The 17,363-nt window shown below is 67.3% G+C and carries 14 protein-coding genes; 8 read left to right on the top strand and 6 right to left on the bottom strand.

The features are described 5' to 3' along the window. Window positions 1-24: 24 nt before the first annotated feature. Window positions 25-1,521: a UxaA family hydrolase gene (locus ASE91_RS05715; protein WP_056623781.1), complete on the top strand. Its 1,497-nt coding sequence runs from the start codon at window positions 25-27 to the stop codon at window positions 1,519-1,521. 236 nt (window positions 1,522-1,757) lie between these two features. On the opposite strand, the gene ASE91_RS05710 is transcribed toward ASE91_RS05715, so the two are convergent. The 4 genes from ASE91_RS05710 to ASE91_RS05695 all read right to left on the bottom strand — a co-directional run bounded on the left by ASE91_RS05710 (window position 1,758) and on the right by ASE91_RS05695 (window position 6,728). Beyond that, window positions 1,758-2,048 carry a YdeI/OmpD-associated family protein gene (locus ASE91_RS05710; protein ID WP_056623752.1) on the bottom strand — a complete coding sequence of 97 codons (291 nt, stop codon included), beginning with the start codon at window positions 2,046-2,048 and terminating at the stop codon, window positions 1,758-1,760. After that, the gene (locus ASE91_RS05705; protein WP_056623750.1) at window positions 2,045-2,569 is read right to left on the bottom strand and encodes a gamma carbonic anhydrase family protein; all 525 of its coding nucleotides are present in this window, start codon (window positions 2,567-2,569) and stop codon (window positions 2,045-2,047) included. Before ASE91_RS05705 ends, ASE91_RS05710 begins: the two co-directional genes overlap by 4 nt. 13 nt (window positions 2,570-2,582) lie before the next feature. Continuing rightward, window positions 2,583-3,746, bottom strand: a complete 1,164-nt coding sequence (locus ASE91_RS05700; protein WP_156357694.1) for a histidine-type phosphatase — start codon at window positions 3,744-3,746, stop codon at window positions 2,583-2,585. Between the two features lie 168 nt (window positions 3,747-3,914). Then, window positions 3,915-6,728 carry a TonB-dependent receptor gene (locus ASE91_RS05695; protein ID WP_056623746.1) on the bottom strand — a complete coding sequence of 938 codons (2,814 nt, stop codon included), beginning with the start codon at window positions 6,726-6,728 and terminating at the stop codon, window positions 3,915-3,917. Window positions 6,729-6,934: 206 nt separating this feature from the next. Between ASE91_RS05695 and ASE91_RS05690 the strand changes: the two genes are divergently transcribed. The 3 genes from ASE91_RS05690 (at window position 6,935) to ASE91_RS05680 (ending at window position 9,859) form a co-directional block, all read left to right on the top strand. Then, window positions 6,935-7,690: a DeoR/GlpR family DNA-binding transcription regulator gene (locus ASE91_RS05690; RefSeq protein ID WP_056623743.1), complete on the top strand. Its 756-nt coding sequence runs from the start codon at window positions 6,935-6,937 to the stop codon at window positions 7,688-7,690. 254 nt (window positions 7,691-7,944) lie between these two features. After that, window positions 7,945-8,967 (top strand): polysaccharide pyruvyl transferase family protein, encoded by a 1,023-nt coding sequence (locus ASE91_RS05685; protein ID WP_056002977.1) that lies wholly within the window; start codon window positions 7,945-7,947, stop codon window positions 8,965-8,967. Window positions 8,968-8,974: 7 nt separating this feature from the next. Further along, window positions 8,975-9,859 (top strand): glycosyltransferase family 2 protein, encoded by an 885-nt coding sequence (locus tag ASE91_RS05680; protein WP_056623740.1) that lies wholly within the window; start codon window positions 8,975-8,977, stop codon window positions 9,857-9,859. A gap of 152 nt (window positions 9,860-10,011) precedes the next feature. Here ASE91_RS05680 and glmS read toward each other — a convergent pair whose 3' ends face one another. Next, window positions 10,012-11,835 carry a glutamine--fructose-6-phosphate transaminase (isomerizing) gene (glmS, locus tag ASE91_RS05675; protein WP_056623737.1) on the bottom strand — a complete coding sequence of 608 codons (1,824 nt, stop codon included), beginning with the start codon at window positions 11,833-11,835 and terminating at the stop codon, window positions 10,012-10,014. A 19-nt stretch (window positions 11,836-11,854) separates the two neighbouring features. Continuing rightward, the gene (gene glmU / locus ASE91_RS05670) at window positions 11,855-13,219 is read right to left on the bottom strand and encodes a bifunctional UDP-N-acetylglucosamine diphosphorylase/glucosamine-1-phosphate N-acetyltransferase GlmU (RefSeq protein ID WP_056623734.1); all 1,365 of its coding nucleotides are present in this window, start codon (window positions 13,217-13,219) and stop codon (window positions 11,855-11,857) included. Between the two features lie 62 nt (window positions 13,220-13,281). Between glmU and ASE91_RS05665 the strand changes: the two genes are divergently transcribed. From ASE91_RS05665 to wecC, 4 genes are all read left to right on the top strand, one after another. Continuing rightward, window positions 13,282-13,956, top strand: coding sequence for an HAD-IA family hydrolase (locus tag ASE91_RS05665; RefSeq protein WP_056623731.1), 675 nt, complete (start codon window positions 13,282-13,284; stop codon window positions 13,954-13,956). A gap of 24 nt (window positions 13,957-13,980) precedes the next feature. Then, complete coding sequence (locus ASE91_RS05660) at window positions 13,981-14,766, top strand: SDR family NAD(P)-dependent oxidoreductase (RefSeq protein WP_056002962.1); 786 nt, start codon at window positions 13,981-13,983, stop codon at window positions 14,764-14,766. Window positions 14,767-14,865: 99 nt separating this feature from the next. Next, on the top strand, window positions 14,866-15,990 hold the full coding sequence (gene wecB, locus ASE91_RS05655) for a non-hydrolyzing UDP-N-acetylglucosamine 2-epimerase (protein WP_056623727.1): 1,125 nt from the start codon (window positions 14,866-14,868) through the stop codon (window positions 15,988-15,990). Further along, window positions 15,983-17,236 (top strand): UDP-N-acetyl-D-mannosamine dehydrogenase, encoded by a 1,254-nt coding sequence (gene wecC / locus ASE91_RS05650; RefSeq protein WP_056623724.1) that lies wholly within the window; start codon window positions 15,983-15,985, stop codon window positions 17,234-17,236. The genes wecB and wecC overlap by 8 nt, the downstream gene beginning before the upstream one ends. Window positions 17,237-17,363: the final 127 nt, after the last annotated feature.

Raw genomic sequence — 17,363 nt, 5'->3', positions numbered from 1 at the left:
GTGGCAATGGCCTATTTCTGGGTAATGCTCGATGTTTCCCTCGCCCGTGCCGTGCGCGTCGATCGCGACGACGATGTCGCCTTGCTGCTCGATCCCGTCGCGGCGGGGGACGTGGTGGCGGTCGATGACGAGCGTGTCGTCGCTCGGGTCGACATACCGATCGGGCACAAGATCGCAGTGCGCGCCGTTGCGGCCGGTGCACCGGTGCGGCGCTATCGCAGCCCGATCGGGTTCGCCCGCTCGCCCATCGCGGCGGGCGAGCATGTTCATGTCCATAATGTCGCGACCGCGCTGGTCGGCGAGGATGCGTATCGCTACGCCCCTGCCCTTCCACCCGCCCCCGAGCCGCGCGTCGAGCCGGGCTTTGCCGGCTATGTCCGCGCCGATGGCAGCGTGGCGACGCGCAACGAAATCTGGGTGCTGCCGACGGTCGGCTGTGTCGGGCGGCTGGGCGAGCGGATCGCTGCGCAGGCGGGGCCGCGCCATGCCGGACGGATCGACGGAGTCCATGCGTTCAACCATCCGTTCGGCTGTTCGCAGCTGGGTGACGATTTGAACCGGACCGGAGCGATCCTCGCGGCACTGGCGTGCAATCCCAATGCCGGCGGCGTGGTGCTGTTGGGCCTTGGCTGCGAATCGAACCAGTTGGATGCGATGCTGGCGCGGTTGCCGGCGGACGTGCTGGCGCGGGTGCGGACGGTGCGGGCGCAGGCGAGCGCCGATGAATTCGCCGAAGCGATGGCGGCGGTCGACGAACTGGCCGAAGCGGCGGCGGAAGCGAAGCGGCAGGCGGTGCCGCTGTCGGCGCTGCGGCTGGGGGTGAAGTGCGGCGGGTCGGATTCGATGTCGGGGCTGACCGCCAATCCGCTGATCGGGCGGATGACCGACCGGGTCGCGGCGGCGGGCGGCACGGTGCTGATGACCGAAATCCCCGAGATTTTCGGCGCGGAGCGGATGCTGATGGCACGCTGTGCCGATGAAGCGGTGTTCGACCGGCTGGTCGAGGTGACCAACCGCTTCAAACGCTATTTCCTCGACCATGGCGAGCCGGTGTCGGAGAACCCAAGCCCTGGTAATATCGCGGGCGGGATCACCACGCTGGAGGAAAAGTCGCTGGGCGCGGTGCAGAAGGGTGGCCTTGCTACGGTTTGCGACGTGCTCGATTATGGCGAACCGGTGCGGCGGGCGGGGCTGTCGGTGGTCGATGGGCCGGGCAACGACGCGGTGTCGACGACCGCGCTGGCGGCGGCGGGGGCGACGATCACGCTGTTTTCGACAGGGCGGGGAACGCCCTTGGGATCGCCGGTGCCGACCATGAAGATCGCGACCAACCGCGATTTGGCGACACGCAAGGCGGGCTGGATCGATTTCGATGCCAGTACCGTGCTGGACGAGGGGCAGGATGCGGCGGCGGATGCGCTGCTGGCGCGGATCGTCGCGGTCGCTTCGGGCGAGCCGGCGCGCAACGAGGTGAACGAGGAACGCGCGATCGGGATTTGGAAGTCGGGGGTTACGCTGTAGGGAGCGCGCGACCACTGCGCCGTTCGTTGCCCCGGATCGAGCCGAGACCTGAGCGAGCATACTCACCGAAAATCCACCGTACCCCCGCGCAGGCGGGGGTCCAGGGCCCCCGGTCGCAAGCGGTTGTTTTGCTTGGCTCTGGCCCCCCGCCTGCGCGGGGGTACGGCGGCCTTGGGGTCGAGCGCACGGCGTTCGCCTGCGGTTCGATCAAGCCCGGGACTAACGTGAGGGCTGCTTCACGTCTTCCCGTCGATCAGCACCGCCTGTTGCCAGCGGCCGGGAGCCTTGTCGGTGCGGTGGATGCAGCCGGGCCAGCAACAGGGGCGCTTTTTGCCCTCGACCAGTTCGGCGATGGTGCGGGCGATGCGGCGCTGGCGGGTAGCCGGTTGCTTCGCATCCTCGATCCAGCACAGAAACTCGTTGCGGCCGAGCGGGGTCAGCGCATCCCATAGCGGCTCGATCGCTGCGTCGGCGGTCAGCGCGGTGGCGAGATCGTCGGGGACGATATGGACCGTGCCGGACTTCATGCGATCGGACGCAGATCGTGACGATAACGTTGCGCCTTCTCGACATAGACCGCCGCCGACGCTTTCAGCCCGGCGAGCTGTTCGTCGGTCAGCGTCCGGACCGCCCGCGCGGGGGCACCGACGATCAGGCTGTTCGGTGGAAAGGTCTTCCCCTCGGTCACCAGCGCACCGGCCCCGACCACGCAGTCGTCGGCGATCACCGCATGGTTCAATACGGTCGCACCCATGCCGATCAGGACGCGGTCGCCGATGGTGCAGCCGTGCAGTACCGCGCGGTGGCCGATCGTGCAGTCCTGCCCCAGCGTCAGCGGCGCGTGCGGGTCGCTGTGCAGGACCGCGCCGTCCTGTACGTTGCTGCGGTCATCGATGACGATCGCACCATTGTCGGCACGCACCACCGCGCCGAACCAGATGCTGGCCCCCGCCCCCAGCCGTACCGCGCCGATCACCTCGGCGGACGGCGCGACCCAGCTGTCGGGGGCGAGATCGGGGACGGCATCGGCGAGCGCATAGCAAGGCATGCCACCGATGCTATCACCCCGCCACGACCGGGGCGAGCCTTGCGCGCAGCAGTCTGTCGAACCGGTCGAGCGGGCAGCGCATCGCGCAGCCGGGAAGGGCGAGCGGAGTTTCGACCACCGTCGCCGCGCCCGACCGGATCGCCTCCAGCGGCTGCGCGCGGTAGGAAGCGGTGACATAGGGTCCCTTGCGCCCACGCCACCGCTTCAGCACCAGCGCGCCGCCGGGGGCGACGTCGTTCCGCGCGAAACCCGGCGCGTCGAGATCGACGCCGAGCGCCGCGCCGAGCGCGGTGACGTTGGTGTCGTGGCCGACCAGCATTTCGATGCGCGGTGCCCTGGCGGCGGTCAGGGTGGCGAGCATGTGCGCGCCGAGCGGTCCCGCCTGGTGCGCGGCCATGTAGGGCGAGCGGGTGAACACGTCGAACAGCGCGGCGTGGAGCGCACCGATCCGGCGGATCGTCGCGGCATCGGCGCGGCCGAAGCCGACCTGCGGCATCGGCATCCCCTCGGCATATTGCAGCAGGATCACCTGCGCGGTGCCCGATGTCGCGCGGATCGGCCCGGTAAAGTCGACACCACGTCCGTCACGGCTCGGCTGCAGCGTCGCCGGTCCCGGGGTCGAGCAGCCGGCGGGCAGGCCGCAACCCAGCACGCGATCGAGGGCGCGGATCGCATCGGCATGACGGGCGGTCAGCGCGTCGACGCCCCCGGTAAAGGTGGTGATCGCCGCCACCGCCTTGTCCGCATCGAACGCGGTCGCGCCGGCGCGGAGCGGTTCGAACAGCGGGTCGATCCGTCCGGCCGGATTGTGATCGACCGGCAGCGTGCAACCGGGGGCGAGCGCGTCGGCATAGGCGCGGCCGGTGGCGATGGTGCGTTCGGCGGTGTTGGTCCGGATGCGGACGCTGCCGGGGGTCGGGCAGGCTTTGGCGGACAGCCAGCGCCGGTCGTAGCGGGCGAGTTGCGCGATCGCCGCCGCGCCGTGGGGGGTGAGGAATTCCGGCGCGACCGGCCATGCGGGCCATGTGCCGGTCACTTTGGTGTCGGCCGGCGCTTCGCCGGTAATCGGAGCGCGGACGCCATGGCGCATCAGCACGACGACGCGGTCGAGCGTGTCGCGGGCGGCGGCGGGAGGCGCGAAGGCGAGCGCGGCGGCAAGGAACAGGATGGGGCGCATGGTCAATCCTTCTGTCACGTAAACGTCGTCATCCCGGCGCAGGCCGGGATCCATCGTGCCGCATATTCCCCGGTGTCGGCGTTCGCGGAACCTTGGATCCCGGCCTGCGCCGGGATGACGAAGGGGGAAGCGGGGTGACCGGCGTCGATGTCCACCCCGCCCGCCCGCTCACATCTTCATCGTCAGGCTGAACTGGAACACGCGGCCAGTCTTCAGATACCCACCGTTGCGGTCGTTCGAGATGTACGTCTCGTCCTTGCCCACGGTCGCCCAATAGGTGTGTTGGTCGAGCAGGTTGCGCGCCGATATGCCGATTTCGAGATTGTCGGTCACCTCATAGGCCGCGCCAAAGTTCAGCTCGCCGACCGGCTGGACGTAGATGTCGGGCTGGCTGTCCTGCACCGCCGCGAGGATGCGACCGGTATGGTTGTACCACAGGTTCGTGCGGAACCCGCCACCGGCATAGAAGACCTCGGCATTGTAGATCAGGTCCGGTGCCTGCGGCAGCGCGCTGGTGCGGGTGGTGCGCACGCCGTTCAGCGGGATGACATAGCTCGCCTCGGTCTGCTGATAGGTGATGTTCCCGCCCACGCCGAAATTGCCGAGGAAGCTGCTGTCGACCATGTCGCCGAGGGTGAAGCGGCCCGATGCCTCGACCCCCTTCGCCTTGCCGCCGCCGCCGTTGATCGGGCGGGTATAGACGATGCCGTCGATGGTCTCGCCCGCCGTCCGCGTCGCGGTGGTCACGACGAAGTTCGACAGATCCTTGTAATAGGCCGCCAGCTGGAAATAGCGGCCGACCCCAGCGTAGAAATCGACGCCCGCGTCATAGCTCCACGCCTGTACCGGCTTCAGGTCGGGGTTGGGCTGGCTGATCGCGGTGATCGCGTTGCCCCGGCCCGGATCGCGGGTGATGCGCGTGGGACCGGCGATCAGGTCGAACGACGGCCGGGCATAGCTCGACCGGGCGGCGGCGCGCACCGTGATCCGGTCGCTGGGCTTCCACGCCGCGAGCACGCTGGGGTCGAGATGGTCGTAATCGCGACCGGCGTTCACGAAGCGCGCCCCGTCCACCGCATTGTCGTTCAGGAAATAGCGCGCGCGAAAGCGGTTATCCTCGTAGCGGATGCCCGGCATCACTTCGAGCGTCCCGAGCTTCAGCGTCGCGGTGGCGTAGATCGCCTTGCGCTGTTCGTTGCCGTCGAGCAGGCCCTGGTTGAGCGTGTTCGCCGCGATCACCATCGGGTCGACATAGTCGCGGACCTGCGCGTCGAGCTGCGCACGCGACAGCACCTTGATCGGGCGGGCGGGATAGTAATCGAGGAAGTCCTTGAGGACATAGCCCAGATACTGGTTGATCGACGGCCCCTGCACCGTGCCGCTCTGCAACGGGGTCAGGAAGCGGTAGCGGGTGTTGTCGGGCGCGAGGCTGCGGCCGGTGCGGTCGGCATCCTCGTACAGGCCGCCGACCTCGACCGACGACAGGAAAGCCTCGCCGGTCCAGCCGATGCTGCCCTTCAGCGTCTTCTTGGTTTCGGTCAGATAGTCATAGCCGCGCTGGACATAGAGCTGGGTCGGACGGTCGAGCGACGACACATAGCGCGTCGCCCCCGCCGACAGCACCGGACGCGGCGATTTCGGGTCGGACAGGTCGACGACGACGCCTTCGGTCGCGGCACCGGTGTTGGTGGCGGTACCGTTATAGGCGATGCCGCGGAACGCCGCCTCGATCCGGGTCGGCTGGTCGAAGCGGCCATCGGCATAGGCACCTTCGAGCGCGGCGGTGAAGCCGTTCCAGTGCGCCTTCGCGCCGATCTGGGCGGAGAACAGTTCCTGTTCGATATCCTCGGTCCGGAAATAGCTTGCCGGATTGATGCCCTGCGGGGTGTAGACGCCGGCCGCGTTGTAGGCGCGGGTCGTGCCGCCGCCCGTCAGCGTGCGCAGCGGGTTGCCGCTCGACTGGCCGCTGGTCGTTTCGTTGCGCAGGCCCGTCTGGTTCATCGTGTTGGTGTTCAGATAGGTCGCGTAATTGACCCGCGCGAACAGGTCGATCGCTTCGCCACGGACGTCGAACGATCCAGTCGCGCCATAGCGCTTGATCTTGTTGTTGTAGAAATTCCACTGGACGCCATCGGCCGACAGCGCGTTCGGGTTGGCACGCGGGGTGCCGACGTCGAAGCTGGTGGTCTTGTAGTCATTCTGCACCGCGGTCGATTCCGCCGCGTTGCCGCGTTCCTCGTAATAGCCGGCCAGATAGACGCCGAACTGATGGTCGCTGCCGAAACGCCGCGCGGTGTCCAGCCCGATCGCGCCGCCGAACGCTTCCTGTTCGCGGTCGAGCGCGAGGCCGGCGACCTGCCCCAGCACACGGGCGCGGGTGAAGCCTTGCGCGAAGTCGAACGCGGTCGGAGTGCGCAGGTCGATGATGCCGGCGATGGCGTCGGCGTCACGCGAAGCGCCCGGCGTCTTGTCGACGACGATGCCACCGATCGCGAAGGGCGAGAAGAGGTTGAGCGAGATCGCGCGATTGCTGCCCGAGGTCTGCGGCAGGCGCAGGCTGTCGAGGGTGTAGGCGTTGTAGCTGGTGTCGAAGCCGCGGATCGTCGCGAACTGCGCTTCGCCGGTCGCGCTCTGGTTGCGGCCCTGATCGCGGCTGACCGAGACGCCGGGCAGCATCTTGGCAAGGTCGGCGATGCTGGTCTGCGAATGGATGGCGACGTCGCCGGTCGTGACGATGTCGATCGTCGCGATCGCCGACTGTTCCTCGATCAGCGCGGTGCGCTGCCGACGGCCGTTGACGACGATGTCGTCGGTCAGCGATTCGCTGGCGGTCTGCTGATCGGCCGGTTCGGCGGCGGGCACGTCCTGTGCCTGCGCGGTCGCAGGCAGCAGCGCGGCGATAGCAAGGGCGGTGACAGCGCTGGACAGGGCAAGCGCAGAGACACGCCACCGGCGAGCCGGCAGCGTCGAAAACGAAAACATGGAATTCCCCTTTGGATCGGATGCGGGGTTGTTCCCCGTTCGACGGCGCGCCTAGCCTGCCAATACGTATAATTTGTTACATGCGGTCAGGATATTGGCGGACTGACGATCGGATCGGGACGAAATCGAACAATCATGATGATATTGTGTTGATATCGGTCGATCGGCGGTTGCGGCCGGCGGTTTGGGCGATATGCTGCACCCCCATGATGAAGCGCCGCGACCGCCGCCAGGAAATCCTCGACCTGCTGGCGCAGGGTGAGGCGATGGGCATCCATGGGCTGGCCGATGTGCTGGCGGTATCCGACGAAACCGTACGCCGCGAATTGCGACTGCTGGAGGCCGATGGCCTGATCGATCGCATCCATGGCGGGGCGCGGCTGGCCAAGTCGGTCGAGGAAGGGCCGTTCGAGGCGCGGCTGCACCGCAATGCCGTGCCCAAACAACGCATCGCCGCCGCGGTGGCGCAGGTGGTGGCCGACGGCGAGTCGCTCTACCTCGACGCCAGCTCGACCGCGTTCCACATCGCGCAGGCGCTGAAGGGCAAGCGCGACCTGACGGTGGTTACCAACGCGCTGGGCGTCGCCGCCGAACTGGGCGGGCGCAACGGCAACCGGCTGTATCTGGCGGGCGGCGAGCTGGACGATCGCTACCGCGCATTCTTCGACGCGACGGCGCGGGGGTATCTGGCGCAATTCCGGCCGGGCATGGCGATCGTGTCGACCGAATCGGTCGACGCCCAAGCGGGCTTTACCGACTATCATATCGGCGAGGGCGAATTGTGCCGGCAGATGATCGGTCAGTCGCGGCGGGTGACGATGGCGGTCGACGCGTCGAAATTCGACCGGGCGAGCGTGGTAGCGGTCGCGTCGTTCGCCGAGGTCGACCGGATCGTCAGCGACCGGGCATGCGATGCGGACTATGCGGCGGTTACCGCCGGGGTGGAGTGGATTACGGCGTGACCGGCCCCCGGCAAGTCGCCGGCCGCCGCTGCGCGCCCCTCCCAATGCCGGGAAGGAGTTGGGGTGGCGGGCGGAGAGCAGCGATCGGTCGCACATGAAAATCCTGCACCGCCCCTAAATCACCGCGCGGGTCGCGGCGCGGCATTACCATCGCACCACCGCAACTTCCCGTTTGTGGATTAAACACGGTTGGTTGTTCAATTGACTCTTCGGCCGAACCCGATCATGCGCGCCTTATCATCATCGGGGGACGTATGAGCGAACACGGTAACGAGACCTCGCGCTCGACGGAAAGCGTCATTGCCGCACAGCGCGCATTGCTGCTGACGGAGTTCGGCAAGCATGTCGGCCGGGGCGATCCATACGCGATCATCGACTTCCCCGATCACGGCAATGTCGGCGACAGCGCGATCTATCTCGGCGAACTGTCCGTCCTGCGCGAGCTGACCGGTCGCGATCCCAGCTATGTGGCGAGCCTCGCGCGGTTCGACGCCGATGCGCTGCGTCGCGCGGCACCGACCGGGCCGATCTTCCTGCATGGCGGCGGCAATTTCGGCGACGTTTGGCCGCGCCACCAGCAATTCCGCGAAAAGATGGCGCGCATCTTCACCGATCGGCGGCTGGTACAGGCGCCGCAGTCGATCCAGTTTCAGGACGACACGGCCATTCAGCAATGCGTCGACTCCTTCGGCGCGCACCCCGACTTTCACCTGATGGTCCGCGATCGACACAGCGTCACCTTTGCACAGGAACGGCTCGGCCTGTCCCCAACGCTGGTTCCCGACGCGGCGTTCGGCATTGGCCTGTTGCCGCGCCCGGCGACGCCAACCCACGACGTCGTCATGCTGCTGCGCACCGACAAGGAAAAGGTGAACCTCGACGCCAGCCTTTTGCAGAGCATCCCGAATGCGCGCGAAGCCGACTGGCGGGCGGAGTCGCCGAAATCGCGGACATGGCAACGCCGTTTCGCAAACGCCCGCGCGATCGCGACGGGGGCGTTGACCAAGAGCAAGCGGCAGGTTTCGGTCTACAACTATCTCGCCAACCAGCGGTTCGATCGCGGTGCACGCGTATTGAGCGACGGGCGCAAGGTCATCACCGACCGGCTGCACGGTCACATCATGTGCACGCTGCTCGACATCCCGCATGTCTACCTCGACAATTCCTACGGCAAGATCGGCCGCTATGCCGATGCATGGACCAAGGGCCTGCGCATCGCGCGTCAGGCGACCTCGGCACCGCAGGCCGTCGACCTGCTGAAACAAGTCGGAAACTGAGGACGCCATGACCGACCCGGAATTCAGTGTCATCATCTGCACGCTGAACCGTGCCGCGCAGTTGCCGCTGGCACTCGACGCGCTCGGCATCGCGGTCGGGCGCGCGCAGCAATCGGTCGAGGTCGTTCTGGTCAACAACGGGTCGACCGACGATACGCAGCAGGTCATGGAACGCTGGGCGGGCGGGCAGGCGGTGCCCGTGCGGATCGTGGTCGAGGAACGGCGCGGGCTGTCGTGCGCGCGCAATGCCGGACTGGCGGCGGCGCGCGGGCGGATCATCGTCATGACCGACGACGACTGCACGCTGGAACCCGATTATTTCGACCATGTCCGTGCGGCCTATGCCAAGGACCCGCGCGAGGTGATCCGCGGCGGCATGGTCGGCCTCGGCGATCCGCGCGACATTCCGTTCACGACCAAGCGCGCCGCCAATCCCGCCGAACTGGGACCGACGGCGATGCCGAGCGGCTTCATCATCGGGGCGAACTTCACGATGCAACGCGCGGTTGCCCAGCGGATCGGCACGTTCGACGAACGCTTCGGCGCGGGCGCGGCGTTCGTCGGGTCGGACGACACCGATTATCTGGTGCGCGCGCAGGATCTGTGCATTCCGATCCTGTACGATCCGACCTTCCGCGTGGATCATTATCATGGCCGGCGCGGGCTGGACGCGGCGCGGAAAATGTATCGCGGCTATGGCTTCGGCAACGGCGCGCTGTTCGCCAAGCATCTGGGGCAGAAGCGGGTGCGCAGCTGGATGGTCGAAAGCGTCCGCGCCGCATTGCGCGATGTGCTGGGCAAGTCGCAGCACGACCTGATCAAGAACCGCGACCTGTTGAAGCTGAAGCATCAGGTGCGCGGTTTCGCCGCGTATTTCCGCCACAAGGGGTGACCGGTCAGCTCCTCCGCGGCACGGGGAGGATTTGGTGCGCTTGCTACCGGCCGAACCGTTCGTGTTGAGTAGGGGCTGAGCGCAGTCGAAGACCCGTATCGACAAGCTCGACGGCTACTCGGGAAGAACGGATTGGGCCATACCGCTTACGGTCACTCCACCGTCACGCTCTTGGCCAGATTACGCGGCTGGTCGACATCCGTCCCCTTGGCGACCGCGACATGGTACGCCAGCAGCTGCACCGGCACCGCATAGACGATCGGCGCGATCAGCGGGTGGACCTTGGGCATGGTGATGGTGGCGATGCAATTCTCGCCCGCCGCCTGGATGCCGTCATAGTCGGAGATCAGCACGACCTTGCCGCCGCGCGCCTGCACTTCCTGCATGTTGCTGACGGTCTTGTCGAACAGCGGCCCCGACGGGGCGATGACGATCACCGGCACATGTTCGTCGATCAGCGCGATCGGCCCGTGCTTCATCTCGCCGGCGGCATAGCCCTCGGCATGGATGTAGCTGATTTCCTTCAGCTTCAGCGCGCCTTCCAGCGCCAGCGGATAATCGGTGCCGCGCCCCAGATACAGCACGTCGCGCGCGGCGGCGATGACGCCCGCCATCGCCTCGATCGATTCATCATAGGCGAGCGCGCCGTTGATCGAAGCCGGTGCCTCGGCGAGGTGACGGACGATGGTCCGCTCTTCGGCCTCGCTCAGCCGCCCCTTGGCCTTGGCAAGGTTCGCGGCGAGCGCGGCAAGGACGGCCAGCTGGCAGGTGAACGCCTTGGTCGATGCGACGCCGATCTCCGGCCCGGCATGGGTCGGCAGCAGCAGGTCGGCCTCGCGCGCCATGGTGCTGGTCGGCACGTTGACGACGACGGCGATGGTCTGGCCCTCGCTCTTGGCATGGCGCAGCGCGGCCAGCGTATCGGCGGTCTCGCCCGACTGGCTGATGAACAGGGCAAGGCCGCCCTCCTCCATCACCGGTGCGCGGTAGCGGAACTCGCTGGCGACATCGAGGTCGACCGGCACGCGGGCGAATTGTTCGAACCAGTATTTGGCGACCATGCCGGCATAGAAGCTGGTGCCGCAGGCGACGATGGTAACGCGTTTGATCCCCGACAGGTCGAAATCGGGAATCGGCAGCGTCACGCGCCCCTCGAACCGCTGCAGGTACGAGCGCAGCGTCTGGGCGACGACGATCGGCTGCTCGTAAATCTCCTTCTGCATGAAGTGGCGGTGATTGCCCTTGTCGATCAGCGCGCCGGTGACGCCCGACAGCGTGACCGGGCGATCGACGGGATTGTTGTCCCGATCGAAGATGTCGGTGCCGTCGCGGCGGCAGACGACCCAGTCGCCCTCCTCCAGATACGCGATACGCTGGGTCAGCGGAGCAAGCGCCAGCGCGTCGGAGCCGAGATACACCTCGCCCTCGCCATAGCCGACGACCAGCGGCGAACCGAGGCGCGCGCCGATCAGCAGGTCGGGATGCCGGCGAAACAGGATGGCGAGCGCGAAGGCACCGTGCAGGCGCGGCAGGATCGCCTTGACCGCGTCCGCCGGCGACAGTCCGGCCTCGACCTGTTCGCTGACCAGATGGGCGACGACTTCGGTATCGGTTTCGCTGGTGAAGACCCGGCCGCGCGCGGTCAGTTCCTCGCGCAGCGGCTTGAAGTTTTCGATGATGCCGTTGTGGACGACCGCGATCTCGGCCGTCGCATGGGGATGGGCGTTGTTGGTGGTCGGCCCGCCATGTGTCGCCCAGCGGGTGTGGGCGATGCCGACATGGCCGGGCAACGGGTGCGCGGCCAGTTCGGTGGCGAGGTTCTTCAGCTTGCCCGACGCGCGGCGACGCTCGATCGCGCCACCCTCGACCGTGGCGATGCCCGCCGAATCATAGCCGCGATATTCGAGGCGCTTGAGCCCGTCGAGCAGCCGGTCGGCGACGCTGTCGGTGCCGATGATGCCAACAATTCCACACATATCGCTCTCTCCGGCGGGATTATTTCTTGGACTTGGCGGCCTTTGCCGCCGCCTGCCGCGCGCGGAAGCGCTTGGCCCAGCCGGGGTGGTCGGCGCGCTCGGCACGGACCAGCACCAGCGCGTCGGCCTCGACATCGCGGGTCACGGTCGATCCGGCGGCGACCAGCGCGCCGGCACCGATCGATACCGGCGCGACCAGCGCGCTGTTCGATCCGATGAAGGCACCCTCGCCGATATGGGTCCGGTATTTGAAGAAGCCGTCGTAATTGCAGGTGATCGTACCCGCGCCGATATTGACGTTCGCGCCGACGATCGCGTCGCCCAGATAGGTCAGGTGATTGGCCTTGGCCCCCACGCCCAGCGTCGTGTTCTTCACCTCGACGAAATTGCCGACGCGGCTGCCCTCGCCCAGCGCCGCGCCGGGGCGCAGCCGGGCATAGGGGCCGACATCGGCCTTCGATGCGACGCTCGCACCTTCGAGATGGCTGAAGGCGTGGATGATGACATCGTCGGCGATGGTCACGCCGGGACCGAACACCACGTTCGGCTCGATCGTCACGTCGCGGCCGAGTTTGGTGTCGTGCGCGAAGAACACGGTGTCGGGCGCGACCAGCGTGACGCCGTCGGCCATCGCTTGGCTACGCCGCTTCGCCTGCCACGCGCCCTCGACCGCCGCCAGTTCGGCGCGGCTGTTGATGCCGGCCACTTCGTCCGCACCGGTTTCGATCACCACCGCACCGCGCCCATCGGCGATCGCCAGCATGACGATGTCGGGCAGGTAATATTCTCCCGCAGCATTGGCATTGCCCACCCGGTCCAGCAACGCCCACACGTCGCGGCTGTGCACGGCGGTCACGCCGCTGTTGCACAGGTCGACCGCGCGTTCGTCCGCCGAAGCGTCCTTATATTCGACCATCTTGGCGATGTTGCCCGCGTCGTCGGCGATGATCCGACCGTACGCGGCGGCGTGCGGCGGGCGGAAGCCGAGCACGGCGACGGCCGGCTGGTCCTCTGCCGCCAGCCGGGCGGCCAGCCGCGCGACGGTATCGGCGGACAGGAGCGGCGTGTCGCCGAAACAGACGAGGACGATGCCGTCATGATCGGACAGCGTCTCGCGCGCCTGCAATGCGGCGTGCGCCGTGCCGAGTTGTTCGCGCTGCCACGCGATCTCGACGCCGCGCCCGGCCACCGCCGCCTCGACCTGTTCGCCGACCGCGCCGACGATCACGACCCGGCGCGAAATGCCGGCGGCGTTCAGGCTGTCGAGCAGGTGGAACAGCATCGGCTGTCCGGCCAGCGGGTGCAGCACCTTGTGCCTCGACGATTTCATGCGCGTCCCCTGCCCGGCGGCGAGGATGACGGCGGCGATCGGTTGCGCGTTCATGGGGCCGCTCCTTGGCATACGACCCTTGCCAATTCCATATCACGCGCGCCAAAGCGGACCAGATGACAACAATTTCATTCGATATCGTCGGCTTCGATCTCGACGGAACGTTCGTCGATACCAGCGGCGACCTGACCGATGCCGTGAACCATGCGCTGGCCGATGCCGGACGGCCGCTGCTGACGCGCGAACAGGTGATCCCGATGATCGGCGGCGGCGCGAAACACATGCTGCGCCAGGGGATGGAGGCGACAGGCGGCTGCGACGAAGACGAGTTGAACCGGCTGAACCGGCTGCTCCTCGACTATTACGAAGCGCATATCGCGGTGCATTCGCGACCGTTTCCGGGCGCGATGGCGGCGCTCGACGCGCTCGAGGCGGGCGGGGTCAAGGTCGCGATCGTCACCAACAAGCTGGAGGCGCTGGCGCGGCGGTTGCTGGACGAACTCGACCTGACCCACCGATTCGGCTGCGTCCTCGGCGGCGACACGCTGGGGCCGGGCAAGTCGAAGCCGGACCGGGCGCCGATCGATGCGATGATCGAACGCTGCGGCGGCGGACGCGCGGCATTCGTCGGCGATTCGCATTTCGACATCGATGCCGCGCGCAATGCCGGCATTCCGTCGATCGCCTGCGCGTTCGGGTTCATGATGCAGCCGGTGGGGGAATTGGGGGCCGATGCAGTAATCGATCATTTCGACGAGCTTATCCCGACGCTGGCGCGTTTGTCGGCCTGAACTTCCCTCACCCAAGGATTTGCCATGCCCCGCCCCGTCGCCCTCATCACCGGCGCATCGTCCGGTATCGGTCTCAGCTTCGCGCATCACCTGGCGCGGACCGGCCACGATCTGGTCATCGTCGCGAGGCGTGAGGACCGGCTGCGCGACCTTGCCGAGCAATTGTCGGTCGACCACGGTATCGATATCGAGGTGATCGTCGCCGACCTCGCCGACCCCGACGATCTCGACGTGGTCGAGGAACGGCTGGAGGCGGGCGAGCCCGTCGCGCTGTTCGTCAACAATGCCGGCTTCGCCGCGATCGGCAAGGTGGGCGAAGGCGACCGCGAGGACATGACCGATATGCTGTTGCTCAACGTCGTGGCGTTCAGCCGGCTGGCCGATGCGGCGATGGCCGGCATGAAGCGGGATGGTCGGGGGACGATCATCAACGTCGGATCAGGCACGCTGTTCACGAAGATGCAGACCTATGCCGGCTATGGCGCGTCCAAGGCCTATGTCGCCTATTATACCCGGGTCATGCAGACCGAGACCGCGGACAGTGACATCCGCGTCCAGCTGCTGATCCCCGGCGTCACCGCGACCGATTTCCACCATGTCGCGGGCAAGAGCGTCGACGACTTCCCGCCCGAACGGGTGATGGAACCCGACGATCTGGTCGTCGCCTCGCTGCGCGGGCTGGAACTGGGCGAGCCGGTTTGCATCCCGTCACTGCCCGACGTCGCGGACTGGGACGCGCTGGTCGCGGCGGAGGCGAAGGTCGCCCCGAACGCATCGCGCGACAAGGTGGCGGAGCGGTATCACGGCTGACCGCTCCTTCCCGGCACGGGGAGGATTTTGGCCAATTGTTAAACTCCTGCCGCTAGGACACACCGCAGCAGCGGCCAATTCCGGTCGTGGGGGTCGTCGATGCGCAAGCAGGTGCAACGGGTATTGGTCGTGTTCGGCACGCGCCCCGAAGCGATCAAGCTGTTCCCGCTGATCCATGCCCTGCGCGCGCATCCCGGCTTCGACACGCGCGTCGTCGTGACGGCACAGCATCGCGAGATGCTCGATCAGGTGCTGGCCTTTGCCGGCATCGTGCCCGACATCGACCTGGACATCATGACCGCCGGCCAGTCGCTCGACGCCCTGACCGCGCGCTTGCTGAATGCGCTGGGGCCGGTGTTCGATGCCGAGCGGCCCGACCGGGTAATCGTGCAGGGCGACACCGCCACCGCGATGGTCGCGGCTCTCGCCGCTTATTATCGCAAGGTGCCGGTCGCGCATGTCGAGGCGGGCCTGCGCAGCCACGATATCTATCACCCTTGGCCCGAAGAGGTGAACCGCAAGATCGTCGGCAGCATCGCCGACCTGCATTTCGCCCCGACCCGGACCGCCGCCGACGCCTTGCTCGCCGAAAACGTGCCGCCGTCGCGCGTGCAGGTCACCGGCAATACCGTGATCGACGCGCTGCACATGGCACGCGACCGCATTGCCGCCGACCCGCGGCACACCGCCGGACTGGACGCCATCGCCGAACGGTTCGCGGGCAAGCGCATCCTGCTGGTCACCACCCATCGCCGCGAGAATTTCGGCGGCGGCATGGACAGCATCGCCCGCGCCATCGCCCGCATCGCCGAGCGCGACGATATCGGCATCGTCTTTCCGGTGCATCCCAACCCGCAGGTGCGCGGCGTGATGGAGGCGATGCTCGGCGATCACCCGCGCGTGGCGCTGCTCGATCCGCAGGACTATCCGCATTTCGTCCGCCTGCTCGACCTGTGCTACCTCGTCCTGACCGATTCGGGCGGCGTGCAAGAGGAGGCACCGGGCCTCGGCAAGCCGGTGCTGGTCCTGCGCGAGACGACCGAACGTCCCGAAGGGGTCGCCGCCGGCACCGCCCGGCTGATCGGATCGGACGAGCACCGCATCGTCGCAGAGGTGACGCGGCTGCTCGACGACCCGGCCGCTCATGCCGCCATGGCACGGGCGCATAATCCCTTCGGAGACGGCCATGCGTCCGCACGCATCGTGGAGACACTCTATGCTTGAACAGCGGATCACCGCCGCCGACAGCTATGACGTGTGCGTTGTCGGCCTCGGCTATATCGGCCTGCCGACCGCCGCCGTCGTCGCCCGGTCGGGCGCGCGGGTGATCGGGATCGACGTCAGCCAGCGCGTGGTCGACACCGTCGCGCGCGGCGACATTCATATCGAGGAAGCCGATCTCGACACGCTGGTGCGCGACGTCGTGCTGCTCGGCCGGCTGACCACCGCGACAACCCCCGCCCCGTCCGACGTGTTCGTCATCGCGGTGCCGACGCCGTTCGGCCCCGGCCATGCCCCCGATTTGTCCTATGTCCTGAACGCCACCCGCGCGATCGCGCCGGTGCTGACGCCGGGCAATACCGTCATCCTCGAATCGACCTCGCCCGTCGGCACGACCGAACAGATTCGCGACCTGCTGGCCGAACTGCGCCCCGATCTGTCTATGCCGGGCGTGTCGGACACGCCCGACATCGCCGTCGCCTATTGCCCCGAACGGGTGTTGCCGGGGCGGATCATCCTCGAACTCGTATCGAACGAACGATCGATCGGCGGGATCACCCCGGCCTGTGCCGAGGCGGCGTGCGCCTTCTACCGCCGCTTCGTCGAGGGGGCATGCACCGTCACCACCGCGCGGACGGCGGAGATGGTCAAATTGGTCGAAAATACCAGCCGCGACGTCGCCATCGCCTTTGCCAACGAATTGTCGATCGTGTGCGACCGGATGGACCTTAACGTCTGGGACGTGATCGAGCTGGCCAACCGTCACCCGCGCGTCAACATCCTGAAGCCCGGCCCCGGTGTCGGCGGGCACTGCATCGCGGTCGACCCGTGGTTCATCGTCGATGCCGCCCCCGAACAGACCCCGCTGATCCGCACCGCGCGCGAGGTGAATGACGGCAAGGTCGACCATGTCGTCGCCCGCACCGCCGCGCTGCTCGACGCGTCGCCGGATGCGCGCGCGTCGCTGCTGGGTCTGGCGTTCAAGGCCGATATCGACGATTTGCGCGAAAGCCCGGCGGTAAAGGTCGCCGCCGCGCTGATCGAGCGGTTCGGCGACCGGATCGATTTGGTCGAACCGTTCGTCACCAGCCTGCCAAAGGCGCTGGCGGGCGGGCGGCTGGTATCGCTCGACGACGGGTTGGCGAACGACATTCTGGTCGTGCTGGTCGACCATGGCGTGTTCAAGCGGGTGCCGACGGAGGTTCGGGTCGACAAGCAGGTGTACGATACGCGGGGCATGTGGCGCTGAAGGTTTAGGGGGGTTCACGCGGAGGCGCGGAGACGCGGAGTAGAAGAAGGTTTGATTTTCACGCAGAGGCGCAAAGGACGCGAAGATGTTGCGCTCGCCGCGACAGCGGCCCTCTCTCGTTGGGCCG

Origin of the sequence: Sphingomonas sp. Leaf62 (assembly GCF_001421915.1) — a bacterium.
Taxonomy (GTDB): Bacteria; Pseudomonadota; Alphaproteobacteria; order Sphingomonadales; family Sphingomonadaceae; genus Sphingomonas.
This window is presented reverse-complemented; position numbering and strand designations above follow the sequence as displayed.